Source organism: Pedobacter changchengzhani (assembly GCF_004354365.1).
Classification (GTDB): domain Bacteria; phylum Bacteroidota; class Bacteroidia; order Sphingobacteriales; family Sphingobacteriaceae; genus Pedobacter; species Pedobacter changchengzhani.
The window spans coordinates 19,237-45,572 of the sequence record NZ_SJCY01000014.1; the positions used below are offsets into that span (position 1 = coordinate 19,237).

A 26,336-nucleotide genomic window follows, 5' to 3' on the forward strand; every position below is an offset into this window, starting at 1 on the left:
ATTATGTACAAATAGTTTTATAGCCGATCATTTATTCATGTTAAATATCGGTAAACTAAATTTCTAATTCGAGGGTATTATTTATTAACTAACTACTTTTAGAGTTGTATATTGTTTATTATTAATGAGTTAACGAAAAGGGTTAATTCATTTAAATGATTGCTATTCTGCCATAAGTGCATTTTTAGTTTCTTGTAATTTCGCTTGCTCCTCTTTGCCTAAAACCGGAAACTTAAGTTTTAAACTTCTAAGCTTATCGGTAATAATTTCGCTAATAGCCAAACGGGCGAACCATTTTTTATCGGCAGGAATGATGTGCCATGGAGCGTTTTTAGTACTGGTTTCGTTAATGGCTTCTTCATAAGCTTTCATATAATCATCCCAAAGTGCACGTTCTTTAATATCGCCTGATGAAAATTTCCAATTCTTAGAAGGATCTTCTATTCGATCGAGAAAGCGTTGTTTTTGTTCGTCCTTGCCTACGTTTAAGAAGAATTTTAGAATAATTGTTCCATTCTCAGTTAAATGGTCTTCAAAATTGCGAATGCTTTCATACCTTTTCTTCCAAAAATCGGCATCTACTTTTTTAACATCATTTATGCCGGGTATATGCTCACTCAGAATATATTCTGGGTGCACTTTGCAAACCAGCACATTTTCATAATGCGAACGGTTGTGTATGCCAATTCTTCCACGTTCGGGCAAAGCCTTGTAGTGGCGCCATAAAAAGTCGTGCTCATATTCTTCGGATGTTGGTACTTTAAAACTAAAAACTTGACAGCCTTGAGGGTTTAGTCCGCTCATTACATGTTCAATAGCACTATCTTTACCCGCTGCATCCATCGCTTGAAAAATAATTAACAACGAATAGGTATTCGAAGCATAAAGTATTTCTTGTAAGTTATCCAACTCCAATTTAGCTTTTGTAAGTGCTTCTTTCGATGAATGCTTGTTGTAACCTCCTTTTTCTTCGGTTTCGGTATTTTTTATCGAAAACTTTTTATCGCCTTGTACAATTAGCTTTTTAAATTCGTTCTTCATTATATCGTTTTTTTTATCACAATATTTAAATATAGATTAAAAATTAAGTAAATTAAAAAATGTTAATTTGTGCTAACAGTTTTTATATATTTATCAAATACACATTTATCCTTATACAAGCTTTACCAACATGTTTAAAGAGATTAAAAACAGATACTTACGTTACGCCACCTATTTCATTTATTTTTTAATTATTTTCTTTTCTGCGCTACAATTAAACTTTTTGTGGCTTTTTGGTTATTCGCCAAGCTACTCCGATATCAAAATGCCCAGTTTGCGTGTTGGTTCTGAACTCTACACTGCCGATGGAAAATTAATTGGAAGGTACTTTAAAGAAAACCGTACGCCTGTAAACTACAACGAAATTGCGCCAAAGGTTTTAAATGCTTTGGTGGCTACTGAAGATGTACGGTTTTACAAACATTGGGGAATTGATATGCAAGCTGTTGTACGAGCCGTAGCCGGATTTGGTAAAGATGGTGGCGCCAGTACAATTACACAACAACTTGCAAAAAATTTATACCGCACTAGGTACAACAAATCTCAAGGTATTTTTGCTAAAGTGCCATTAATACGCACATTAATTTTTAAACTGAAAGAATGGATGACTGCCGTGAAATTAGAATCGAACTATTCTAAAAACGACATTATTACGATGTATTTAAACACAGTTTCGTTTGGCAATAATACCTATGGTATTAAAACTGCAAGTCGGGTTTACTTTGATAAAGAAGCGAAAGAACTGAATACAAACGAGGCTGCTTTGTTGGTTGGAATGTTAAAAGGTACAACGCTTTACAACCCCATCAAATCTCCAGATAAAGCCTTGGCACGCAGAAATGTTGTGCTTTCGCAGATGAATAAGTATAAATATTTAAGTAACGATAGTTTGGCTCAACTTTCTAAATTGCCAATAGACCTGAAAGTGGGCGAATTGGATGATGGAAGTGATGGAGATTCATATTTAAGGGCTGCCGTGGCTAAAAATTTAGAGAAATGGTGTGCAGATAACGACATCGATCTTTATGAAGATGGATTAAAAATTTATACCACGATTGATTCTAAACTCCAGAAATATGCCGAAGAAGCTGTTCAGGATCAAATGAAAACTTTACAACGCAGATTTTATAGCGTTTGGGGAAATGAAGATCCATGGTATGATTCTGAAAAACAAAAAGTTGATTATCCGGCACGGGCGATGAGAAATTTACCCATCTATTCGTTGTTAGAAAAAAAGTATGCTAAAAAGCCAGATTCGATTTCGGCATATTTCAACAAAAAGAAAAAGATGAAGATTTTTACTTATAAAGGTGATCGAGATACACTTTTTTCTACGTTAGATTCTATCCGTTACTACGGCAAAATTTTAAATACCGGCATGATGACAATGGAACCTTCTACCGGAAAAATTAAAGTTTGGGTTGGTGGTATCGATCATAAATTCTTTAAATACGATCACGTAAATCAATCGAAACGCCAAGCTGGCTCTACGTTTAAACCTTTTGCTTATTTGGCAGCGTTAGAATTAGGCATGAGTCCGTGCGATAAATTAACTGATAAACCGGTAAAAATTGCGTACCAAGATAAAGGTGTAACCAAATACTGGGAACCTAAAAATGCCGATTATAGTGTAAGTTACAGAGAAATGAGCTTGCGTTGGGCTATGGCTAAATCGGTAAATACCATAACTGCACAAGTAACAGAAAAGGTTGGTTGGGATAATGTGGTAAAATGGGCACACGAATGTGGTATTGATAGCCACTTAGAATCCGTTCCATCAGTAAGTTTAGGTCCAAATGATGTGTCTGTATATGAAATGGTAAAGGCGTACAGTACTTTTTTGAATAAGGGAATAAAAACCGATCCCATTTTAGTAGAAAAAATTACAGATCAAGACGATCATATTCTTGAAGAGTTTGTGCCAAAAACCAAAAGAGTTTTATCCGAAGAGATGGCTTGGTTGATGTTGTATATGTTCCGCGGTGGTATGGAAGAACCCGGGGGAACTTCGCAAGCGCTTTGGGAATGGCCAAAATTGTTTAAAAAGAACAATCAAATTGGTGGAAAAACAGGTACTTCATCTGATTATGTAGATGCTTGGTACATGGGTATTACCAAAGATTTAGTTACCGGTGTTTGGGTTGGATGTGATGAACGAACCGCCCATTTTAAAAATGGCGAACAAGGTGAAGGCTCTAGAACGGCGCTTCCTATTTTTGCGAAATTTATGAGTAAAGTTTACACCGATCCATCCAGCGGTTACACATACGGACCTTTTCCTAAAGCAACAGTACCAATTACAAGGACGATAAACTGCCCTAGTCCGCGTATTGTGGTTGACACTGCAAGTGCAGACACTTCTGCTGTAGACTCTGTAGCGGTAGAACCAATTGCCACTGATGAAAACAGCAATAACCAAACTTTACCTAAAGAGCCTGAAGTTAAAAAAGAAGAAAAACCAGCTCCGGCGCCTGCGCAAGTGATTACTGCGCCGCTATCCAAAAAAGAAGAACGAGAATTGAGAAGGAAACAGCGACAGGAAGAGAAAGAAAAAACTGGCAACAATTAATCAAAAATTACCTAAAAAAATTAACATCATTAAACAAATCTCGCTACTTTTAGATAAAATCTTTTTTAAAGAAAATTTCGTAAATTGTTTAACATCATTAAAATACATAATATGAGAATAAGTTCTACTTTGATGAAGCTATCATTAGCCATTTTATTCTTTTTTATCGCCTCAAATGCAAATGCTCAATACTTTGGCCAAAACAAAGTGAGATACAAATCGATGGATTTTAAAGTATTGCAAACCCCACACTTTGAAATTTATTATTATTTAAATAATGATGCATTGTTAAAGCGTTTTGCACAGGACGCCGAAACTTGGTATAAAATGCATCAAGAGGTTTTTAGAGATACTTTTTTAGAAAAGAACCCAATTGTACTGTACAACAATCATCCCGATTTTCAACAAACAACTGTTTTAGATGGAGAGATTGGTATCGGTACAGGTGGTGTAACTGAGGCTTTGAAAAATAGAATCATTATGCCAATAATGGAATTGGGTAGCCAAACCAGACATGTTTTAGGGCACGAATTGGTACACGCATTTCAATACCATACACTACTAGAGAAAGATTCTATCAGTTTGCAAAATGTTAGTCAAACACCGTTGTGGATGGTTGAAGGAATGGCAGAATACTTATCGGTAGGTAAAAAAGATGCATTTACATCGATGTGGATGAGAGATGCAATGTTAAATAGAGATATTCCATCACTAAAAGATTTAACAAACTCTAATAAATACTTCCCATACCGTTACGGACAGGCTTTTTGGACTTACATCGGCTCGCAATATGGCGATACAACTTTAGTACCGCTATTAAAAAATACGGCAAAATATGGTTATGAAAATGCCATAAAATATACTTTTGGTTACGATGATAAAACGCTGTCAGGTTTGTGGAAAAGCGCGATTGATGCACATTATAAACCGATGTTGAAGGCCGATAGTTCGCAAATAAAAATTACTGGTACAAAAATTATCGATAATAAAAATGCTGGAAAAATGAACGTTGCCCCTGCCCTTAGTCCTAATGGCAAATATGTGGCTTTTATGTCTGAAAAGGATTTATTTGGAATAGATTTATTTATGGCGGATGCAAAAACAGGTAAAATTCTTCGAAAGTTAAGCAGTCAAGTTTCTAACGGACACATAGATGATTTTAACTTTATAGAGTCTGCGGGTGCTTGGTCGCCAGATAGCAAACAGTTTGCATTTAGTATTTTTAGCAAAGGAAAAAACCAAATGCTGATTGTGGATATATCAAACGGAAGTACTGTTTCTCAAACGGCCATGGGCGATGTAGCACAATTTGGAAATTTAACATGGTCACCAAACGGCAAAGACATTGCTTTTTCCGGTATGGTTGAGGGACAGAGTGATATATTTTCGTATAATTTAGATACGAAAGCGGTTACACAACTTACAAATGATGTTTACTCTGATTATGCGCCAAACTATTCGCACGATGGTACTAAAATCGTTTTCTCATCTGATAGGGCCGCTATTCAGAACAATACCGTCTCTGCAGTTTATCCAATAAATTTGGCTTGGTACGATGTGGAAAAGAAAACAGTTCAAAACATCAATATATTTCCTTTGGCAAATAATTTAAACCCACAATTTTCTGGCGATAGTAAGAGCATATTCTTCCTATCAAATAGAGATGGCTTCAGAAACCTGTATAAATACAATTTGACGGATGAGAAAGTAGATCAATTAACGGATTATTTTACGGGAATTAGTGGCATTACGGAGTTCTCGCCTGCTATCTCTGTATCTACAAATGATGATATTGTTTACAGTTACTACCGCTACCAACGTTATACGCTTTACAATGCAAACGTTAAAGATTTTAAGGCAAAAAGAATTGGTAACACCGATGAAAATTTCGATGCAGCCATACTACCTCCAATGGAAAATGCAGGTGTAAATATTATAAATTCTAATTTAGCAAATTTCGATCTTTATGAAAAAACAATAGCCGATTCGATGCGTACTGTGCCTTATCGGCCAAAATTTAAGTTAGATTATTTGGCAAATAGCGGTGGCGGCATCGGGGTTTCTACAGGGAGATTTGGTACTGGCGTGCAAGGTGGTATTGTAGGAATGTTTAGCGATGTGTTGGGTGTTAACCAAATAATTGCAAACCTATCGGTAAACGGAGAAATTTATGACTTTGGTGGCTTGGTTGGTTACGTTAATCAAAAAAGTAGAATTAATTGGGGCGCTGCCATTTCCCACATCCCCTACACATCTGGCTTAAGCAGTTACGCTTTTGAAAAAGTGCCCGCAGGAAATAATACCACAACTGATGCAGTGAACTACCGTACAGATATTATTAGAACATTTGAAGATCAAGCGCAGGTTTATGGTGCTTATCCATTTAGTAAAATACATAGGTTCGAGCTTGGTGCAGCATTTTCGCATTACAGTTACCGAGTAGATCGATACAGTAACTATTACACGCCTGATGGTTATTACCTGTATTCAGACAAGAGCAAAGTCTCAAATGATCAAGCATCAGCAGATATTGGCATTCCGTTTAACTCTTTTACACTTTATCAATTAAATGCTGGCTTTGTGGGCGATAATTCTATTTTTGGAGTTACTGCGCCACTTGATGGCTTTCGGTATAGAATTAGTGGTGAGCAATATTTTGGAACCTATAATTTCAGTACATTAAACGTAGATTTAAGAAAATATTTTAGGGTAAAACCCGTAACTTTTGCGGTGAGAAGTTATAATACGCTTCGTATTGGTAAAGACGCAGATCGTTTATATCCAATGTATTTAGGCTATTCATATTTAGTACGCGGTTACGAAGCAAATTCTGTTTACAAAACAAATTCAAACACCAGTAGCAATAGTTTTGATATTAATCAGTTAACCGGTAGTAAAATTGCAGTTGTAAATTTTGAAGTGCGTTTACCTTTTACAGGACCTAAAAAATTGGCTCAAATACCTTCGGGCTTTTTATTTAGCGATTTGAATCTGTTTTTTGATGCAGGTGTGGCGTGGACAAATAATACAACGGTAAGGCTTAATGGCAAACAAACATTTTTTACCGTGCCAATAAACGATGCAAATGGTAACCCAATACCCAACCAAAGTTACCAAGATACAAACGACCGCGTTCCGGTAATGAGCGCTGGTATATCATTAAGGGTAAACGTATTTGGATATTTTATTTTAGAACCTTATTATGCATTTCCTTTTCAACGAAAAGATGTGTCTGGAGGTGTATTTGGATTAACTTTTGCGCCAGGTTGGTAATAAAATAATGAATGGCTGGATTAATGTTGCAATCATTTAATCTGAATTTTACAACAAAAAGAGCGATTGGAATTTTCCGAATCGCTCTTTTTTTACGCTTATAATTTACCTTACGATAAACTCGTAAATGGAAGTGTTACTTGTTGTGTTATGTTGCGGTGTAACATAATGTTTTCAAAATCCAATCCAACCGTTAAATCAATCCAATCGGGATTGCATGAACGAACCAAGCGTTCCTTTTGCATCCTCGTAAAACGGCTCATCAGTTTAAATCTCGTTAAAGCTTGTTGTTCTGTTTTAAATTCTTCGAAATATACCAATCGAGTTAGTTGCTGTCCACCATCAAAAAATAAGTTGGGCATTTGCTTATAAAAATCCAAGGTTTTAATTAAATCAGAACTCATTCCTACATGCATGCTAGTACGGTTTCTGTCGGTAACGATGTAAACAAACTTTTTCATAATTTCTTTTCTTAAAAATGGATAACTAAACTAATTAGTATATGTACTTGCAATTCAAAATAATATTGCTAACTTTATTGGCATAAAATTACTAATTATTTTAGCATTTACAAATTTATTTTAAAATATTTTTTTATGTCGAACATCTCCAATAATTTAAAGTACCTAAGGAAGAAAAAAGGCCACACACAGCAACAATTCGCTGATATTATGGAAATTAAAAGATCATTGATTGGTGCTTACGAAGAAGATCGGGCAGAGCCAAAATATGAATTGCTAAAAAGAATAGCAGAATATTTTGAGTTAACCATCGATGAATTCATCAACGAAAAAATATCTGATACCTGGAAACCGAAATTAAAGAGTTCGGGTTCAAACTTACGCGTACTGAGTATTTCGGTTGATCAGCATGATAATGAAAATATAGAATTGGTACCCGTTAAAGCGAGTGCAGGTTATTTAAACGGATTTTCCGATCCTCAATATATAAGTGATTTACCAAAATTTCAATTGCCTCTGCCCTCTTTACGCCAAGGCACCTTCCGCGCTTTTGAAATTATGGGCGATAGCATGTTGCCTGTGCAACCCGGCAGTATAATTATTGGAGAATACTTAGATAACTGGAGCGAGGTAAAAACAGGAGAAACTTACATCGTTATTAGTAAAAATGAAGGCGTAGTATATAAACGTGCTGGTAATCGTTTTAAAGAGAATAAGGAATTAAAGTTGATATCAGATAATAAGGTGTATGATCCTTATTCCATCGCAGCAGATGATATTTTAGAAATTTGGAAAGCGAAAGCCTACATTTCTACTTCTTTGCCAGAACCTACACCAGAACCAACAATCGAAACATTAACACAAATGATGTCGCACATGCAAAAATCTATTTCTCAGTTAAATAAGAATTAACAAATTTTAACAACTTGCCGATTAAACCGTACCGCAGTTTTAGCATCTATCAGTTAAACAACGCATAATAAAAACTAAAAAAGATGAGAAAAGTAATTTTAACAATGGCGATTGCGGTGATGGGTTTTACAGCTGCTTTTGCTCAAGATGCTTCAAAACGGAAAATGGATATGCAGAAGTTTACGCCCGAACAGCGGGCTGAACGAAGCACTGCAATGTTGGATAAAAAATTAAGTTTATCGGCAGATCAAAAAACAAAAATTTACCAAATTAATTTAGATCGTGCCAATAAAGTTGAAGCCATGCGTAACACTGCCGAAGACGGCAAAAAAGGTAGAGGTAAACAAATGAAAGCTGATATGGATGCATCTAATAATCAGCTTGAAATGGTGTTGACACCAGCACAAAAAATAAAATACGATGCGTGGAAAGCAGAAATGAAAGATAAAAAGAGAAATGGTGGCAGACGTGGCTCAGGTTATAGTAAAAAAGACATGAAGCCCGTAGTTTCAAATCCACCAGCACAAGGCTAACATAATTTAGTAATTATTTAATTTTACATAAGAAAGCGTCTCGATTATCGAGACGCTTTCTTATTTTTGGGCATCGATGAAAAAAATTGAACAATACTTAGGTGCGCAACTTCAAAGTAGAGAAGACAATTTATCCATAAGAAAACTGTCAACAACTAATTTACCAATAGATTTTTGTTCAAACGATTATTTGGGTTTTGCGAGATCCTCGATTTTAAAGAGTAAAGTAGAACATTACCTAAAAAGCATTTCCTACGCAAATGGTTCGGGTGGTTCTAGGTTATTAAGTGGCAATACAAGTTTGGTAGAGGAAACCGAACAAGATATAGCCAACTTTCATAAGGCAACTTGCGGTTTAATTTTTAATTCTGGCTACGATGCAAATATTGGCTTATTCTCTTGTATAGCCCAACGTGGCGATACAATAATTACCGATTCATTTATTCATGCAAGTATAATTGATGGCTGCAGGCTAAGCCATGCTACACGCTATAAATTTGAACACAATAATTTAGACGATTTAGAAGCGAAGCTAAAAATTGCAAAAGGAAATATAATTGTTGCTGTAGAAAGCGTTTATTCAATGGATGGCGATTGTGCGCCACTTGCAGAAATTGCAATTCTTTGCACAAAATATCAAGCCAATTTAATTGTTGATGAGGCGCATGCAACTGGAATTTTTGGCGCTCTCGGTCGGGGCTTGGTTAACCAACTTAATTTAGAAGATAGTGTTTTCGCCCGAATTATTACCTTCGGAAAGGCTTTAGGCACACATGGCGCAATAATTTTGGGAAGCGAGACGCTTAGAAATTACCTCATAAATTTTGCCCGTTCTTTTATTTATACCACTGCTGCGCCTATTCATAACATCGTGGCCATAAAGTGCGCTTATCAACTTTTGCAAGAAAGTAATCAGCAGGAAATACAGGCGAAAATTAATTTATTTAGAAGCTTGGCTGATGAATACAAAATTTTAACCCTTGATAGCAATAGTTGTATTCAAGGTGTTTTATACGCATCTAATAAAGATGCAAAAAAAGCTGCCCAAATGTTACAACTCCAAGGTTTGGATGTTAGAGCAATTCTAAGTCCGACGGTAGCTGTTGGAAAAGAAAGAATTAGGATTTGTCTCCACACCTTTAATAAACATTCAGAAATAAAATCATTAATAGAAAACTTGAAAAAAATTTAAATGGCAAACTATTTTGTAACCGGAATTGGTACCGGAATTGGAAAAACTTTAGTTAGCAGCATTTTAACAGAGAAACTAAATGCCGATTATTGGAAACCCATACAAGCTGGCGATTTAGACGTGAGCGATAGCTTAACGGTACAAGACCTACTTACCAATACTAAAACCGTTATCCATCCCGAGCGATATAGGTTAAATACGCCAGCTTCGCCACATTATGCAGCTAAGCTTGATGGAATAGAAATTAATCTTAACGATTTCACTTTGCCTCAAACCGAAAATAATTTGATTATTGAAGGTGCAGGAGGCATCATGGTGCCTTTAAATGAGAAGGAACTGTTATTAGATTTGATTATAAAACTGGATGTAGCCGTTATTTTAATTTCGCAGAATTATTTGGGCAGTATTAACCACACACTACTGTCAGTCAATCTGCTAAAACAACATCACATTAAAATAAAAGGTATAATTTTTAATGGTGATGAAAATACAGAAACACAACGCTACATTTTGCAATATACAGGCTGTAAATTCTTGGGTCACATCCCTACTATTTCATCAATTAATAAAGAAAGTGTTGTTGGTGCGGGTAAATATTTATCGTTATAACAAACACAAAATAATAGTTTAATCTGAGCTAACATATTAGTAGTACCGGTTAAAAATCCGACTTGCGAAAAAAAGCATTTTTATCAGCGTATTGTTAATTTATGGTGCATTACGAAATAAAAACCAAATACTTAAAACCGTTTGCGCCTTAAATTCATTTAAAGTTTGTGTTGTTAATTAATTTACAGAAATTCGGCATTATTAAAGCCATTATATGAGCACTCAAAAAGAATCGAAAGGAAATAACATCTTATCTATTGATATAGGTGGAACAAGTATTAAAACCGTCCTTTTGGATGAAGATGGTAATATGCTTACAGAATATACCAAGGCAAAAACGCCAGAAAATGCAACTCCTAGTCATATTTTAACGGGTATTGAAGATTTAATTAAACCTATTCCCGATACCTATAATAGAATATCAATCGGTTTTCCGGGCTATGTTAAAAAAGGCGTAGTTAAAACTGCTCCAAATTTGGCTAAAAATAAATGGGCAGATGTAGATTTGGCGCAACGTGTTGCCAACGCATTGAAAAAGCCTGTACGATTAGTTAATGATGCCGACCAACAGGGATTAGGTGTGGTAGATGGTAAAGGTTTCGAAATCATGTTTACCCTAGGTACCGGATTTGGCACTGCAGTATTATTTGATGGCGAATTATTGCCACATTTGGAGCTGGCGCATTTTCCTATCAATAAAGAGGAAGATTATGATGATTATGTAGGCAACAAAGCTTTTGAAAAAATTGGAACTGAGCGCTGGAACAAACGTGTTAAAAAAGTAATTGAGATTTATAAAACAGTTTTCAATTATGATCGCTTATATATAGGTGGAGGAAATGCTAAGGAGTTGGATTTAAAGTTAGATGATAACATAAAAGTTGTAAGCAATAGAGATGGTATTAAGGGTGGCGCTAAACTTTGGAAGCTGACCGAAAGATATGACATTTTTACAGTTAACCCTAAAGCTTAAAACCACCTAATAAACAAATATATATTACAATTAGTTAACATCATATAACAAAATATTAATTTGTAAAACCTAATTTTGGGTGTTACATAATAAAATTAAAAATGGCAAATATTGATTTAAAAAAATATAAATTGGGCATGATTGGTTTAGGTACCATGGGCCGTAATTTATTATTAAACATGGCCGATAAAGGCTTTTCTGTTACCGGATATGATAAAGATCTGAAAATGATCACGAAGTTAGAAGACGAAGGAAAAGACCATAATTTAGAAGGTTTTAGTGATATTAAGAAATTTGTAAGTCAACTGGAAATACCCCGAACTTTAGTTTTATTGGTTCCCGCTGGACCAATTGTGGATAGTGTAATTGCAGAATTAAAACCGCTTTTAAGCAAAGGAGATATTATTATAGATAGCGGTAATTCGCACTTTACAGATACAAACCGCCGTGTGGATGAACTTGAAAAAGAAGGTTTACACTTCTTCGGAATGGGGATTTCTGGCGGAGAGGAAGGCGCACGTTTTGGTCCGAGTATGATGCCTGGTGGCGACAAAGAAGCTTACAATGTTGTGAAGGATGTTTTAGAAGCCATTGCAGCGAAAGTTGATAATGATCCTTGTGTAACTTACCTTGGTCCGGGTGCTTCTGGGCATTTTGTTAAAATGGTACACAATGGTATCGAATATGCCATAATGGAGCTAATTGCAGAGGTTTATGGCATTTTGAAAAATGGATTAGGGTACAGTAACGAAGAAATTTACAAGGTATTTAAAAAGTGGAACGAAGGTAAATTACAATCTTTCTTACTGGAAATAACTGCAGAAATTTTCTTGTTTAAAGATACCGAAACGAATACTGATTTGGTAGATCAAATTAAAGACGAAGCACGTTCTAAAGGAACAGGGAAATGGACATCAGAGGTTTCTATGGAACTCCAATTGCCAATTCCAACCATAAACGAAGCGGTTGCAAATCGTGATTTATCTAAATTTAAAAGCTTAAGGGTTTCATTAGAAGAAGCATTTGGTAAAAATGAATCGAAGATAGATGTTACCATTGATGAACTTGAAGATGCATTTTATTTCTCGATGATTAGCGCTTATGCACAAGGTATGCACTTATTGGTTCAGGCTTCAAAAGAGTATCAATATAATTTGAATCTACAAGATATAGCAAAAATTTGGAGAGGTGGCTGTATCATCAGAGCTTCGTTTTTGGAAAATATCTATCAAGCGTACAATAAAAATAACGATTTGGAGCATCTTTTCGGCGATTCTGATATTCAAGATATTATTAAAAGCCATACCAAAAATACACGTAAAGTAATAGTTGCCTGTGTTAATGCAGGTGTTGGTATTCCAGCGTTTGCCTCTACCCTTACTTATTTTGATACACTTACCACAGCTAGAATGCCATCTAACTTAATCCAAGCACAGCGAGATTTCTTTGGTGCACATACTTTCGAGCGAATCGATAAGCCAGGAATTTTTCATGCAGATTGGAATAAATTATCTTAAAAAACACATATTAAATAATTAAAATGAAAACCAAAACCTCATTAAGCCCCACAATATTTGTAATATTTGGTGGTACAGGTGATTTAAATAAAAGAAAATTAGCGCCAGCTTTATATAATTTATTTCTAGATGATTACATGCCAGAAAAGTTTGCCATTATTGGTACTGGTAGAACTAAATTTACAGATATCACTTACAAAGAGGAGCTGGAAAATGCAGTAAATCAATTTTCTCGTACAGGAAAGGTTAAAAAAGATAAATGGGAAGATTTTGGTAATACAATTCACTACTGCCCTACCGACTTTGCCGAACCAAAAACTTTCGAGCATTTAAAAACTGCAGTAGAGAAATATCAAAAAGAATATGGCCCGGATACACAAGTAATTTATTACTTAGCAGTTGCACCGAATTTTTTCCCGGTAATTGCAGAATGTTTGCAAAAATACAAACTTGCTCAAAATGAAGACAACAGTCGTATTGTAATTGAAAAACCATTTGGGCACGATTTAGACTCTGCAAAAGCGCTAAATAAGCTTTTGAGCACTATTTTTACGGAGAAGCAAATTTACCGCATAGATCATTATTTGGGTAAAGAAACTGTGCAGAATATGATGGCTTTTCGTTTTGCCAATGCACTTTTCGAACCCTTGTGGAATCGCTCATACATAGATCACGTACAAATATCGGTTACCGAACAGTTGGGCGTTGAAGAACGCGGTGGCTATTATGAAGGTGCAGGCGCATTACGAGATATGGTGCAAAACCATTTATTGCAATTGCTTTGTTTAATTGGTATGGAAGCGCCGATTAGCTTTGATGCAGATGAAATACGCAATAGAAAAGTAGAAGTTTTAAGAGCAATGCGCCCTTTTACTGCCGAGGATATCCGTTTTAACACTGTTAGAGGTCAGTATGGAAAAGGTTGGGTAGAAGGTAAAGAAGTGCCGGGCTATCGCCAAGAAGACAGTGTTGATCCACATTCAAATACCGAAACATTCGCTGCAGCTAAATTTCATATCGATAACTGGAGATGGCAAGGAATTCCATTCTATTTGAGAACAGGAAAGCGTTTGAACCAAACATCATCGTTAATCACCATTCAGTTTAGAGATGTACCGCATCAAATCTTTTCATCTACAGTAACCGAAAACTGGCAGCAAAATCGTTTAGTAATCAGCATACAGCCCGAAATGAGTATCCGTATGCAGGTGCAGGCAAAACGCCCAGGTTTGGATATGGTTTTAAATCCGGTTGATATGGTTTTCGATTACAAAGGAACCTACGAAAACGATACCCCAGAGGCTTACGAAACTTTGTTATTGGATGCCATGATGGGCGATCAAACGTTATTTATGCGAGGCGATCAAGTAGAGACGGCTTGGGAGTTGGTTATGCCTATTCTTAATTCTTGGGAAAATAAGAAATCAATCAATTTTCCTAATTACCCTGCTGACAGTTGGGGTCCAGAAGAAGCCGAAGCACTTATCGCTCGAGACGGTTTCCATTGGTTTAATCTGCCTTTAAATAGCAAAGAATAATATAAAAAAAATCATTGGTCGTTTGTCTGTAAATTGGTTAAAAACCAACATACAAAAAACGAATGACGATTAACGCATAACCACAAAAAAAATGAACTTACTCATATATAAAACACAAGAAGAATTAAATCAAGATCTAGCAGATTACATCATTAAAGTTGCTGAATTTTCTATTGAAGAGAACGATCGATTCAATTTCGTCCTTACAGGAGGCAGTTCGCCTAAAGAATTGTACAAAACTTTATCGAGCGAGTGTAAAGACCGTATTGATTGGGAAAAAGTTTATTTCTTTTTTGGTGATGAACGTAACGTTCCAGCAAATGATAAGGATTATAACGGTTTAATGGCTAAGCAAACGTTATTCGATCCTTTAGGAACTGCGGAAGATCATATTTTTTATGTAAACACAAGTTTACCGCCCGAAGAGGCTGCGAAAGCCTATAAAGCCTCAATTGATGCGCATTTTAATAATGAAGAAATTATTTTCGATTTCATATTATTAGGTATGGGCGACGATGCACATACAGCATCGATTTTTCCGCATACAACATTGGTTGGTGCTAAAGAAGAAACGGTGTTGTCGGTTTATGTAGAAAAGTTAAAAACTTACCGAATTAGTTTAACAGCACCGCTAATTAATCAGGCCGATAATGTAGCTTTTTTAGTTTTTGGAGAGAATAAAGCCGAAGCCATTAAAAATGTAATTGGGAATGAAACTAAAGATTTCGACACCTATCCATCGCAGTTAATTGATCCGATTGATGGTAAATTAACTTGGTTTGTAGATGAAAAAGCAGTCGCGTTGCTACAAGATTAATGATCGAGTTCAATAGCGAGCTGTCGAATTTTTTAAATGGAAAAACGGAACACACTTTACGGTTGTTCCGTTTTTTTGTTGCAGAATTTGAAAAGATTTCTCTCATAGAAATTCGTGTAACAAAAACGATGATTGCATTAAAGGGTAATGGTAATGAAATTTATATTACGCAATTAGGCAAAAACTTTGTTCATATCGTGTTTCCCTTTAACCAAAGGTTTGATGATAATTTTTGGTTTAGAAAAAATTGCCCAAGTGCCCATTACGCAACAATTTAACCACCATCTTAGAATTTATAATGAAGAAGATGTAAATGAGGAGGTTAAAACATTTATGAACATGCGTCATTCCGGTTGAAAACATGCCTTAAATTTATTAATTTGTAATTACAACTTATACGACTAATCCACAGTCCGCAAACCAACGTATATCAACACAAATCGAAAAAATAAATGTTGGGTATAAAAATAACCGAGGCCGAAATTGTAGCATGGAAATCTCGAAATGGAATGAATATTTTAAGAATTTGCTTAGGTATAATATTCGTATGGTTCGGCGTATTAAAGTTTTTTCACGGAATAAGCTCGGCTGAGGAAATAGCAGGCAGAACAATTTTAAAATTAACCTTCGGATTGATAACGCCAACTTTTTCGATGCCGTTACTAGCAGTTTGGGAGTGTATTATTGGCATAGGTTTAATAACTAAGGCATGGTTGCGACTAACCTTAGTTTTACTTTATATGCAAATGGCAGGTACGTTTCTTCCCTTGGTATTTTTTCCGCACGAAACATTTAACCATTCTTTATTTGTACCAACTTTGCTTGGTCAATATATTATTAAGAACCTTGTGCTTATTTCGGGCGGGATAGTAATTGGCGCTACGTTAAGTGGACATAAAGTAAACGAAAAACGGGTTTAACTTATCCATTTTCGGTCTATCACACCTTAGTTTTTTCTAAATTTTCTTCTATCAAAACTTTAATCAATCCATCGGCCATACCAACTTTGGGTACATAAATTTCGTCAATTTCTGCCCACTTCATTAACGTTAAATATATTTCGCAAGCTGGAATAATTACGTCTGCCCTATCGGGATTTAGGCCTAAAATTTCGATTCTATCTTTTAAAGAAAAATCGCTTAACTTTTTATAAATGGAACTTAATTTTTGGATAGATAATGGTGCACTGTCTTTTTCATCGGCCATTCTAAACAACTTATTAATATTACCTCCAGTACCAATACCCGCCAACTTTTTATAATGATCTGTATTTTCTTGCACCCAAGCCTTCATTTCATCCCAAGTTTCTTGCTTATCTTGATGATCTAACATCCTGATGGTACCAATATTAAACGATTTGGATGCGGTTAAACTTCCTTTTACAAAAACAGAAAGTTCGGTGCTTCCGCCACCAACATCAATATACAAATATGTTTTATTTTGGTCTAAATCTTTTTCAACGTGGTTGGCATAAATTATATCCGCTTCTCGCTGCCCTGCAATAATTTCGAGGTTAATATCGGCTTGCTTTTTAATTAGCTTAACAATATCGTTACCATTTTTGGCCTCACGCATGGCCGAAGTTGCACAAGCCAAATATTCGGTAACGCCGTAAACATCCATTAGCTTTTTAAATGCAAGCATCGTGTTTACTAAATCGGTAGTTTTCTTAGCAGAAATGATTTGATTTAAAAATGCATCATCTCCCAAACGTAACGGAACCCTGATGAGGGTATTTTTTTTATACTTATAACCGTCTTTACTTTTACTTATATCTGCAATTAGCAAACGTATTGCGTTCGATCCTATATCTATCGCTGCATATCTCAACATGTTATTGGTGCTTGGTTTTTAAATAATTATAAATTGCCACTTGTGCCCTAGTCTTTTTCACCAATCTGTTTTTATGGTATTTATTGTTATTTAGGATATTTATTTCTCGTGATTTGGTGTTATCCTGCAACTGTATATCAATAATATCCAATATTTCTTGTTTTACGTCGGCCTCTAAAATAGGAAAGCCAACTTCAACCCGGTGTTCAAAATTTCGGCTCATTAAATCGGCAGATGATAAGTACATGTCGTTTTTACCATTGTTGCCAAAGATATAAATGCGAGCGTGTTCTAAAAATTTATCAATAATACTAATTACCGTAATGTTTTCGCTAAAGCCTTTTACGCCCGGTACCAAACAACAAATCCCTCTAATAATAAGTTTAATTTTTACGCCAGCGTTACTTGCTTGGTAAAGTTTTTCAATAATACCTTCATCCGCCAGGCTATTCACTTTTAACAAAATGTAGGCAATTTTCCCTTGTTTGGCATTTCTAATTTCTCGATTAATAAAATTATAAAGCTTACTTCGGCTTTCTAATGGCGAAACTATTAAATACTTAAATCCCTTCGTTACCGTACGCTTGGTTAGCGCATCAAAAAGTTTAACTAAATCGCCCGTAATTTCTTTGCGTGCGGTAAAAAGGCTATGGTCGCAATATAATCCAGCAGTTTTTTCATTAAAATTTCCCGTGGCTAAATTGGCGTAATAAACTGGTTTTTCTTTCTCTATTCTTTTAATTAAGCAAATTTTAGAATGAACTTTGTAGTCTGTTAGCCCGTAACTCACTTTTACGCCTTCTTCCAACAACCTGCTCGTCCAATAAATATTGGCCTGTTCATCAAACCTAGCTTTCAACTCTACCAAAACAGAAACACTTTTACCGTTTTTAGCGGCGTTAATTAAAGCGTTAATAACCTTAGAATCTTCAGCCAAACGGTATAAAGTAATTTGTATTTCCGTAACTTTTGGATCTATCGCAGCCTCACGCAGGAAAAGAATTATATAATCATACGATTGATAAGGCAAGTTTACCAAATAATCCTTTTGGGCTACCTTGGCAAAAATACTTTGCGTTCGATGCAAGCCAAAAACTTTTAAGGGCACGTTTGGCACGTACTCCAACTCTTTGCCACCCACGTTTGGAAAGGCAATAAAATCGCCAAATTTATGGTATCTATTGCCCGGAATTAAGCTCTCTACCTCCAACTTTAATTTATTAACTAAAACAGTCAACATATTTAGCGGAATGGCAGAATCGTAAAGCAAGCGCATCGGTTTTCCTTTTTTGCGTTTCTCAATACTACTTTTTAACTCATCAATAAATTTATCGCTAATACTATTATCAATGTCCAACTCCGCATCTCTTGTTAGCTGTATGGAGTACGCCTCTAAACTATCATAAGTAAAAATATAGAAGATATCGTTTAAACAATACCTAACAATGTCTTCAGCCAAAATGATAAACTTTAATCCGTTAGTTTCTGGTAAAACTAAAAACCTCGATAATTTAGGTGGCATTTCAATTAATGCGTATCGATCTTTTACTTTAGAATCGTTTTTTGATAATTTAACAAAGAAGTAAAGATACCGATCCTTAAGTTCTGGAAAAGGTTTATCCATATCAATCATAATCGGCACTAAATTGGATAAAATTTTATCCCTAAAATGATTTCTAACAAACTCTCCCCTGCTTACATTTAACTGCGTATCATTTAGTATGAAAATACGATTTTGAGCAAGTTCATTAATTAACGTGGCTTGAAAAAGTTTATCAAATCGCTTTTCCTGTTTAACAACGATATTTTTGATCTCATTTAGGATTTTTTTAGGATTATAACCCAAAAGGGCTTTTGCCTTATCGTTTAAATTGCTTAAACGGGTTAACGTTGCCACCCTAACACGGTAAAATTCTTCAAGATTGGAAGAAAAAATCGATAAAAATTTAATCCGCTCGATAAGCGGAACAGTTTCATCTGAAGCTTCTTGCAAAACGCGCTCATTAAAATATAACCAACTGATTTCTCGGTTTACAAAAGGAATTTTTTTCTTATCCATTAAAAATAACGCTTAACTCTAAATTTAGTTCAAAGCAACATAATTATAAGTTAAATTAATGTTAATCTTTTCATCGTTCAATCTATTTTTTTTCTGCTGGTTTTACCGTCTTCTTCGCTACTGGTTTAGCTGTAGCAACCACAGGCACTTTTTTTACAGCCAAAGTTGCAACTTTTTTTACTGGCGCAACGCGTTTCGCTACATCAACTTTTTTGGCAACAGCTGGTTTGGTTACATTTTCTACCTTTTTAACAACTTCTTTCGCTGTTTTTTGTACAGTTTTAACTGGTTTTGAAATTGCCTTTACCACTTTTTTCTCTGATGCAATGGCGCCAACTTTTACGCTTTGTACAACAGGTTTAGCTTTAGCAACAGCCTTTTTTACCACTTTTTTAACTTTCTTTTCGGCTTTAGTAACTGGTTTTTTTATGGCCACTTTCTTTACATCCTTCTTTACATCATTTTTCGACTTTTTTAAATCGTCTACTTTATTATCGACAGCATTTTTAACATTTTTAAACTGTTTCGATAACTTTAAAGCCACCATTTTACCTACATTTGCAATGTCTTCACCAATAGTTTCAACATCGTGACCTAAGTTTTTTACTACGGCTAAAAACTGTTCGGTTAAAGTTTTTTCGAGTTGTTTTTTAACAGCTTTTTTAACAGCTTTTTTTGTCGATTTTGTTTTTGTGGATTTCATAATATTTTTCGTTTTTTTGTAAAGTAGATCAATAACTAAATCTACGTATTAATTTAATTTTTTAAAGCCAAAACCATGCCTTCTTTTGATATTGTAAGTAAAGTAGATGCTCAAACTCTTGATAATGCAATTAATAACGCTAAAAAAGAGATATTAAATCGTTACGATTTTAATTCGTCTAAAAGTACAGTCGAATTGGATAAAAAAACGAACATGATTACCATCGTTACTGAGGATGATATGCGCTTAAAAGCGATTGAAGATTCCATCATTTCTAGAATGATGAAGCAAGGTTTGGATTCGAAAAGTTTAGATTTTAGAAAAGAACAACAAGCCTCTGGTAATATGATTCGTAAAGAAATTAGTATTAAAGAAGGCTTGGACAAAGAAGCTGCTAAAAAAGTTGTCGCCAAAATTAAGGCAAGTAACCTAAAAGTGCAAGCCTCTATAATGGACGATCAAGTAAGGGTAACAGCCAAAAAGATTGACGATTTGCAAGCGGTAATGAGCCTTTGTAGAGGAGAAAATTTTGAGCAACCTTTACAGTTTATTAATATGAGAAATTAATTGTTTTGAGCTCAGTATTATGGGTTGTAGGTTAGTTTAGAAAAAAACCGAACTACGAACTAAACCTCAGCCTTAATCATTCTATCTTTTCCCTGCATATCTTTTCTTAATTCTGTATTTTTAAAGCCTTTGTTTTTTAACATATCTAAAGTTTGTACACCCAAATATTCGTTGATTTCTAAAAATAACAAACCATTTTTATTGAGGTTTGATTTTGCAAAATCGGCTATTTTTTCATAAAAAATTAATGGTTGTTCATCGGCAACAAATAAAGCCAAATGAGGCTCAAAATTTAATACATTTTTGTGCATATTTTCTTTTTCTAACTCCCTTATGTACGGTGGATTACTAACCATTACATCAAATTTTTGTTCACTTTGATAAATCAGAATATCTGCACAAAAAAATGTTACATTAACGCTGTTCAATAATGCGTTTTTAGCAGCGATGGAAATGGCTTTGGTTGAAACATCCAAACCATGTACATTAAAATTTGATAAATGCTTTTTTAGTGATATCGGGATACATCCAGAGCCAGTACCAATATCCAAAATACTTAAATTTTCGGCTTTGCGTTCGTTAAGGTCGTTAATCATCCAATCCACCAATTCTTCTGTTTCAGGCCTCGGTATTAAAACATTTTCGTTTACCCGAAATATCGATCCATAGAAATGTGCTTCGTCTAAAATATGCTGAATGGGTTTGCCAGTTTCGAGTAGCTTTAAAATCTGCAAAAGTGCTTCCTTTTCATCAACCGAAAATAATGTATCCGCCTTTAAATTTCTCACTTCGTTAAACGAAAGATTTAAAACTTTCTCCAATGCTAAGTTTAGCAATAAGGTAATTTCCTCCTGCTCGTACAGAGATTTAAGTTGGGTTTTAAATTCGACTTCTAAAGCTTTAATTAACATAGCCTGTAAAATTAGCAATTTTGTTATTACACCAATTCTATTTAAGAAATTATCATCATGCTTTTTTTAGTATTTTTGACCCAATGGTGGATGAAATTTACATGAATCGTTGTTTAGAACTTGCAAACTTGGGTAGCGGAAATGTTAGTCCGAACCCAATGGTGGGCTGCGTAATTGTGGCTGGCGAGCAAATTATTGGCGAAGGCTACCACAGGCAATACGGACAAGCGCATGCCGAGCCGAATGCTGTAAAAGCAGTATTCGACCGTTTTGGAATCGATGCAGACAGTTTATTAAAAAAAGCCACTGCGTACGTAAATCTGGAACCGTGTGCACACTTTGGAAAAACGCCGCCATGTGCCGATTTATTTGTAAAACATCAGTTAAAAAAAGTGGTTATAGGCAATACCGATCCATTTTCTGGTGTTGATGGAAAAGGAATTGAGAAATTAAAAAATGCAGGTATAGAAGTTATAACCGGGGTTTTAAAAGCTGAGTGCGAATATTTTAACCGTAGGTTTTTTACCAGAATAAAGAAACAAAGACCATACATTATTTTAAAATGGGCAGAAACGGCAAATGGATATTTCGGTACTACCAACGGTACGCAAAAATGGATTAGTGGACCTCTGGCGAAACGCTTATCTCATAAATGGCGAACCGAAGAAGATGCAATTTTGGTAGGTAAAAATACAGCAATGATCGATAACCCAACTTTAACGGCTAGAAACTGGACCGGGAAAAATCCAACTCGATTGGTCATCGACAAAAATTTGGAAATTCCAACCACGCATAATATGTTTAATAGGGAAGCAAAAACCATCATTTTTAATGAGGTTAAGACAGATGTTTCAGAAAATATTCATTACATCCAGATGGAAGATATGCACTTTTACCTTCCTCAAAAAATAGCTTTTCAATTGTATTTAATGGATATTCAATCGGTGATAATTGAAGGTGGTGTAAGTATTCTAAACCAATTTTTAGATGCAAATCTTTGGGATGAAGCAAGAATATTTCAATCAGAAAGTAATTGGAGCAGTGGAATGAAGGCGCCAAAAATTAATGGATTTTTAACGGAAGCTGTACAAATTGGAATAGACAAACTTAACTTATACGCAAACAAATGATTTATATAATTTTAAGTATTTGTTGTAGCGTAATTGTTGCTATTTTATTAAAATTAGCTAAGCGATATCAAATCAACATTATACAGGCGGTAATAAGTAATTACCTAATGGCCATTGTTTTATGCTACTTTTTTTTCAAACCCAATCTCAATTTTATTACAACAAATGCGCCATGGGCAATATATTTATCGTTAGGTATTTTATTGCCTAGCATTTTTTTATTCTTAGCTGCTTCCATAAAAAACTTAGGTATCGTAAAAACAGATATTGCGCAGCGCCTTTCGTTGTTTATACCCATTTTAGCGGCGTATTTTCTTTTTAAAGAAGATTTTAGTCTTGTAAAATTTTTAGGTTTAGGAACTGGCTTTTTGGCCATACTTTTCACATTTATCCGGAAATCAGAAAACAACAAGGAAATTAAAAACTGGATTTACCCAGTAACTGTTTTTGTTGGTTTTGGAGTGATTGATGTACTGTTTAAACAAGTTGCACTCAATAAAGCTATTCCATACACCACATCATTATTCACCATTTTTTGTATTGCATTTTTAGTTGCCACAATAATTGTTTTGGTAAAAGTAATTAATCATAGAACTAAAATTCAGTTGGTAAATTTAGGCTGTGGTTTAATATTGGGTTTATTTAATTTCGGGAACATTTTATTTTATTTAAAGGCACATCAGTATTTTTCCAAAAATCCATCAACAGTATTCGGTGCAATGAATTTGGGCGTAATCGCTTTGGGTACGCTAATTGGCGTTTTAATTTTTAAAGAAAAATTATCAGTGCTCAATTATATTGGTATTCTGTTGGCAATTTGTGCAGTGCTGCTCATTACAATCTCTCAATTATATGCTGTTTGATGATTCTTATAAAACGATAATTACTGTATCAGAAGGTATTTTTAGAGATAAGGGAAGCAAATTTATTGCGTATGCTTATCCAATTAAAAATGAGGAAGAAGTTAAGCCAATCATTACAAATTTAAAGTCTGCCCATGGCAAAGCAAGGCACTTTTGTTATGCTTATAGGTTAACGTCAGATCGTTCTATCTTTAGAATTAATGATGATGGAGAACCATCCGGCACCGCCGGTCGACCAATTTTAAATACCCTTTTATCAAAAGATATTACCAATGTTTTAATTGTTGTTGTACGCTATTTTGGTGGCACGTTGTTAGGCGTGCCGGGTTTAATAAATGCTTACAAAACTGCGAGCCTTGAAGCGCTAAATAGCGCAGAGATAATTATCAAAACCATTAACGACATTTATGAGGTGAGTTTTCAATACCTCCAGATGAATGATGTGATGAAATTAATAAAAGATGAAAGTTTAGAAATATTAACGCAAAAATTTGATATAGACTGTAGTTTAAAGATGGAAATTAGAAAAGCCCAACTTAAGCAAGTTTTAGGTAAATTTGAGAAAATGGAAGGTGTAAAATTATCTTATCAATACAGCAATTAATTTGTAGTTTAAACACTTGCTTTCCTCTCAGCATTATAAATAGACATTATGAAAATAGCAGAAAGTGATTTAATCCTAAATTCAGATGGATCGATATATCATCTAAATCTTCTACCTGAAGATGTTGCAGATACGGTAATTACGGTTGGCGATCCGGATAGAGTTGGCGAAGTAAGTAAATATTTCGATTCTATTGATTACAAAAAAGGTAAACGCGAATTTATTACGCATACCGGTTTTGTGGGTAAAAAACGTGTAACTGTACTTTCTACGGGCATTGGCACCGATAACATCGATATTGTTTTTAATGAACTTGATGCACTTGTAAATGTAGATTTCGAAAGTCGAACAGTAAAAACCAAATTAAAATCTTTAAACATTATTCGTGTCGGTACATCTGGCGCAGTTCAACCTGATGTGCCGATGGGCACAATTTTAGCCTCATCTTATGGTTTAGGAATGGATGCTTTAATGAATTATTATGTGCAAGATTTATCGCCAGATGAACAAAGCTTGTTAGGTGAGTTAGAAAACCATTTTAGCGACTTAAAAAATATTAATCCGTACCTAACAGCAGCAAGTTCTAAACTGCTTAATACCATTGGTAAAAATATGGATAAGGGAATTACCGTTACCGCGCCAGGTTTTTATGCACCACAAGGCCGGCAGGTTAGGGCAAAAAACGCAGTACCAAACTTTATTGGCCTAATTAATAGTTTTAAAAGTGGGGATAACAGAATTACAAATTTAGAAATGGAGACTGCGGGCATTTATGCGCTGGCAAAAATTTTAGGTCATCAAGCTTTATCTGTAAATGCAATTTTAGCCAGTAGAGTTAAATTAGAATTTAGCAAAGAGCCTAATATAATTGTAGAAAAAGCAATTAAAATGGTGCTCGAAAGTTTATAAAAATTTAACAATACTAATTTATCCTATACCTATAATAGCCCGCCAGCGTTTAAAACATGTACAATAGCCGGAAAAGTGTTTTTAAGCACTGGCACTAAATGTTTTTTATCTAACCAAACGGCTTCGTCAATTCCTTCCTCTTTTTGTGGTATTAACTTAGGTTCGCCTTTAACAGTCATTTTATACCAATTGGTTTTTTTGAGGATAAATTTATTACCCAATGTATATACATGAAAGGTTTTGCAGAGCTTTTCTTCACGTTTTAAAATTTTTACGCCACACTCCTCTTCAACCTCTCTAACAGCCGTTTCTTTCATGTTTTCGCCAGTTTCGAGCTTTCCTTTTGGTAAATCCCACTTTTTATTTCGAAAAATAAAAAGGTAATTTCCCTGCGCGCTTTCCACAAGTCCACCTGCTGCTTTAATTAGCGTACAACCCTTCTTAAGTTTATTAAAGGTTTTTTTTGGTGTTTTAGAGAGTAAAATGTAATGCTTTTTACTGTTATACTTTAATTTTTTGGAAAATGTTTGTAAATCAAAATCCTGTAATTCAAGTTGTTGAATTTTTTCTGTCAATTGTGGTAAAACTTCTGCAATCAACAAGGTGTTATCGTTAATAAATATTCTGTAATTTTGTGCCATGTATAATAAAAGTGATATAGAATTAAAGGTAGCAGAATTTTTATTACAAATTAAAGCAATTAAATTGCAACCTAATAATCCATTTACTTGGGCTTCGGGTTGGAAATCTCCCATTTATTGCGATAATCGCATCACCCTATCCCATCCCCAAATTAGAACTTACATCCGTCAAAAATTAGCGCAGACGATTCAAGAAGAATTTGGTGCTGTTGATGTAATTGCAGGTGTAGCAACAGCAGGCATTCCACAGGGCGTTTTGGTTGCGCAAGAATTAGGCTTGCCGTTTATTTATGTTAGAGCAAAAGCTAAAGAACATGGTACAGGTAGTTTAATTGAAGGTGAAGTTGTAGAAGGACAGCGTGTTGTGGTAATTGAAGATTTAATTTCGACAGGTAAAAGTAGTTTACAAGCTGTTGAAGCGCTAAGAAATGCAGGGTTGTCGGTTGCCGGCTTGGCAGCAATTTTTAGCTACGGTTTTGATCAGGCAGAACAAAATTTCGCTGCAGCAAAATGTCGTTACCATACTTTATCTAATTATGAGGCGTTAATTGAATACGCTGCAGAGCATAGCATCATCGCTCAGACTGAAATTGAATTGCTCACTAAATGGCGATTGAATCCTGCTGAATGGGGTCAAGAAAAATTAACCAATCAAGCTTCTTGATTTTAAATTAAACCTTT

Annotated in this window: 25 protein-coding genes; 18 read left to right on the plus strand and 7 right to left on the minus strand. The window is 34.9% G+C overall.

The genetic code is table 11. From position 1 onward, the window contains the following. Window positions 1–162: 162 nt before the first annotated feature. Entirely contained in the window at window positions 163–1,041 is an 879-nt protein-coding gene (locus EZJ43_RS15575; protein ID WP_133263646.1) for a polyphosphate kinase 2 family protein, read from the minus strand. Between the two features lie 130 nt (window positions 1,042–1,171). Here EZJ43_RS15575 and EZJ43_RS15580 point away from each other — a divergent pair, with 130 nt between their 5' ends. Together EZJ43_RS15580 and EZJ43_RS15585 are read left to right on the plus strand one after the other, a co-directional pair. Continuing rightward, window positions 1,172–3,610: a transglycosylase domain-containing protein gene (locus EZJ43_RS15580; protein ID WP_133263647.1), complete on the plus strand. Its 2,439-nt coding sequence runs from the start codon at window positions 1,172–1,174 to the stop codon at window positions 3,608–3,610. A 111-nt stretch (window positions 3,611–3,721) separates the two neighbouring features. After that, window positions 3,722–6,883, plus strand: a complete 3,162-nt coding sequence (locus EZJ43_RS15585) for a peptidase MA family metallohydrolase (RefSeq protein ID WP_133263648.1) — start codon at window positions 3,722–3,724, stop codon at window positions 6,881–6,883. A 110-nt stretch (window positions 6,884–6,993) separates the two neighbouring features. Here the strand turns inward: EZJ43_RS15585 and EZJ43_RS15590 are convergent, their stop codons facing one another. Then, the gene (locus EZJ43_RS15590) at window positions 6,994–7,344 is read right to left on the minus strand and encodes a GIY-YIG nuclease family protein (protein ID WP_133263649.1); all 351 of its coding nucleotides are present in this window, start codon (window positions 7,342–7,344) and stop codon (window positions 6,994–6,996) included. Window positions 7,345–7,479: 135 nt separating this feature from the next. On the opposite strand from EZJ43_RS15590, the gene EZJ43_RS15595 reads away from it, so the two are divergent. The 10 genes from EZJ43_RS15595 (at window position 7,480) to EZJ43_RS15640 (ending at window position 16,355) form a co-directional block, all read left to right on the plus strand. Then, window positions 7,480–8,256 carry an XRE family transcriptional regulator gene (locus EZJ43_RS15595; RefSeq protein ID WP_133263650.1) on the plus strand — a complete coding sequence of 259 codons (777 nt, stop codon included), beginning with the start codon at window positions 7,480–7,482 and terminating at the stop codon, window positions 8,254–8,256. Between the two features lie 83 nt (window positions 8,257–8,339). After that, window positions 8,340–8,789 (plus strand): DUF4890 domain-containing protein, encoded by a 450-nt coding sequence (locus EZJ43_RS15600; RefSeq protein ID WP_133263651.1) that lies wholly within the window; start codon window positions 8,340–8,342, stop codon window positions 8,787–8,789. Between the two features lie 76 nt (window positions 8,790–8,865). Continuing rightward, entirely contained in the window at window positions 8,866–9,981 is a 1,116-nt protein-coding gene (locus EZJ43_RS15605; protein ID WP_133263652.1) for an aminotransferase class I/II-fold pyridoxal phosphate-dependent enzyme, read from the plus strand. Next, window positions 9,982–10,590, plus strand: a complete 609-nt coding sequence (gene bioD, locus EZJ43_RS15610) for a dethiobiotin synthase (RefSeq protein WP_133263653.1) — start codon at window positions 9,982–9,984, stop codon at window positions 10,588–10,590. 214 nt (window positions 10,591–10,804) lie between these two features. Then, window positions 10,805–11,563, plus strand: coding sequence for an ROK family protein (locus EZJ43_RS15615; protein ID WP_133263654.1), 759 nt, complete (start codon window positions 10,805–10,807; stop codon window positions 11,561–11,563). Between the two features lie 101 nt (window positions 11,564–11,664). Next, a complete protein-coding gene (gndA, locus tag EZJ43_RS15620; protein WP_133263655.1) occupies window positions 11,665–13,080 on the plus strand; it encodes an NADP-dependent phosphogluconate dehydrogenase in 1,416 nt (471 codons plus the stop codon). A 23-nt stretch (window positions 13,081–13,103) separates the two neighbouring features. Then, window positions 13,104–14,618, plus strand: coding sequence for a glucose-6-phosphate dehydrogenase (gene zwf / locus EZJ43_RS15625; RefSeq protein WP_133263656.1), 1,515 nt, complete (start codon window positions 13,104–13,106; stop codon window positions 14,616–14,618). Between the two features lie 91 nt (window positions 14,619–14,709). Beyond that, window positions 14,710–15,435 (plus strand): 6-phosphogluconolactonase, encoded by a 726-nt coding sequence (gene pgl, locus EZJ43_RS15630; RefSeq protein ID WP_133263657.1) that lies wholly within the window; start codon window positions 14,710–14,712, stop codon window positions 15,433–15,435. 222 nt (window positions 15,436–15,657) lie between these two features. Then, a complete protein-coding gene (locus tag EZJ43_RS17560) occupies window positions 15,658–15,792 on the plus strand; it encodes a hypothetical protein (RefSeq protein ID WP_262708867.1) in 135 nt (44 codons plus the stop codon). Window positions 15,793–15,887: 95 nt separating this feature from the next. Beyond that, the gene (locus EZJ43_RS15640; RefSeq protein WP_133263658.1) at window positions 15,888–16,355 is read left to right on the plus strand and encodes a DoxX family protein; all 468 of its coding nucleotides are present in this window, start codon (window positions 15,888–15,890) and stop codon (window positions 16,353–16,355) included. A gap of 19 nt (window positions 16,356–16,374) precedes the next feature. Here the strand turns inward: EZJ43_RS15640 and EZJ43_RS15645 are convergent, their stop codons facing one another. From EZJ43_RS15645 to EZJ43_RS15655, 3 genes are all read right to left on the minus strand, one after another. Next, a complete protein-coding gene (locus tag EZJ43_RS15645; protein WP_133263659.1) occupies window positions 16,375–17,268 on the minus strand; it encodes a Ppx/GppA phosphatase family protein in 894 nt (297 codons plus the stop codon). Window position 17,269: 1 nt separating this feature from the next. Then, window positions 17,270–19,327, minus strand: a complete 2,058-nt coding sequence (gene ppk1, locus EZJ43_RS15650) for a polyphosphate kinase 1 (protein ID WP_133263660.1) — start codon at window positions 19,325–19,327, stop codon at window positions 17,270–17,272. 82 nt (window positions 19,328–19,409) lie between these two features. Continuing rightward, window positions 19,410–20,030, minus strand: coding sequence for a hypothetical protein (locus EZJ43_RS15655; protein ID WP_133263661.1), 621 nt, complete (start codon window positions 20,028–20,030; stop codon window positions 19,410–19,412). A 75-nt stretch (window positions 20,031–20,105) separates the two neighbouring features. On the opposite strand from EZJ43_RS15655, the gene EZJ43_RS15660 reads away from it, so the two are divergent. After that, window positions 20,106–20,597, plus strand: coding sequence for a YajQ family cyclic di-GMP-binding protein (locus tag EZJ43_RS15660; protein ID WP_133263662.1), 492 nt, complete (start codon window positions 20,106–20,108; stop codon window positions 20,595–20,597). A 59-nt stretch (window positions 20,598–20,656) separates the two neighbouring features. Here the strand turns inward: EZJ43_RS15660 and prmC are convergent, their stop codons facing one another. Next, complete coding sequence (prmC, locus tag EZJ43_RS15665; RefSeq protein ID WP_133263663.1) at window positions 20,657–21,508, minus strand: peptide chain release factor N(5)-glutamine methyltransferase; 852 nt, start codon at window positions 21,506–21,508, stop codon at window positions 20,657–20,659. Between the two features lie 83 nt (window positions 21,509–21,591). Here prmC and ribD point away from each other — a divergent pair, with 83 nt between their 5' ends. From ribD to EZJ43_RS15685, 4 genes are read left to right on the plus strand one after another with little or no spacing between them, the layout of a single operon-like run. After that, on the plus strand, window positions 21,592–22,638 hold the full coding sequence (ribD, locus tag EZJ43_RS15670) for a bifunctional diaminohydroxyphosphoribosylaminopyrimidine deaminase/5-amino-6-(5-phosphoribosylamino)uracil reductase RibD (RefSeq protein ID WP_133263704.1): 1,047 nt from the start codon (window positions 21,592–21,594) through the stop codon (window positions 22,636–22,638). Beyond that, the gene (locus EZJ43_RS15675) at window positions 22,635–23,501 is read left to right on the plus strand and encodes a DMT family transporter (RefSeq protein ID WP_133263664.1); all 867 of its coding nucleotides are present in this window, start codon (window positions 22,635–22,637) and stop codon (window positions 23,499–23,501) included. Before ribD ends, EZJ43_RS15675 begins: the two co-directional genes overlap by 4 nt. Next, on the plus strand, window positions 23,491–24,105 hold the full coding sequence (locus EZJ43_RS15680) for an IMPACT family protein (protein ID WP_133263665.1): 615 nt from the start codon (window positions 23,491–23,493) through the stop codon (window positions 24,103–24,105). Before EZJ43_RS15675 ends, EZJ43_RS15680 begins: the two co-directional genes overlap by 11 nt. 48 nt (window positions 24,106–24,153) lie before the next feature. After that, the gene (locus EZJ43_RS15685) at window positions 24,154–25,014 is read left to right on the plus strand and encodes a nucleoside phosphorylase (protein ID WP_133263666.1); all 861 of its coding nucleotides are present in this window, start codon (window positions 24,154–24,156) and stop codon (window positions 25,012–25,014) included. 29 nt (window positions 25,015–25,043) lie between these two features. Here the strand turns inward: EZJ43_RS15685 and EZJ43_RS15690 are convergent, their stop codons facing one another. Continuing rightward, window positions 25,044–25,655 carry an NUDIX hydrolase gene (locus tag EZJ43_RS15690; RefSeq protein ID WP_133263667.1) on the minus strand — a complete coding sequence of 204 codons (612 nt, stop codon included), beginning with the start codon at window positions 25,653–25,655 and terminating at the stop codon, window positions 25,044–25,046. On the opposite strand from EZJ43_RS15690, the gene pyrE reads away from it, so the two are divergent. Further along, window positions 25,654–26,319: an orotate phosphoribosyltransferase gene (pyrE, locus tag EZJ43_RS15695; protein WP_133263668.1), complete on the plus strand. Its 666-nt coding sequence runs from the start codon at window positions 25,654–25,656 to the stop codon at window positions 26,317–26,319. The two genes, EZJ43_RS15690 and pyrE, sit on opposite strands and share 2 nt — an antisense overlap. Window positions 26,320–26,336 lie beyond the last annotated feature (17 nt).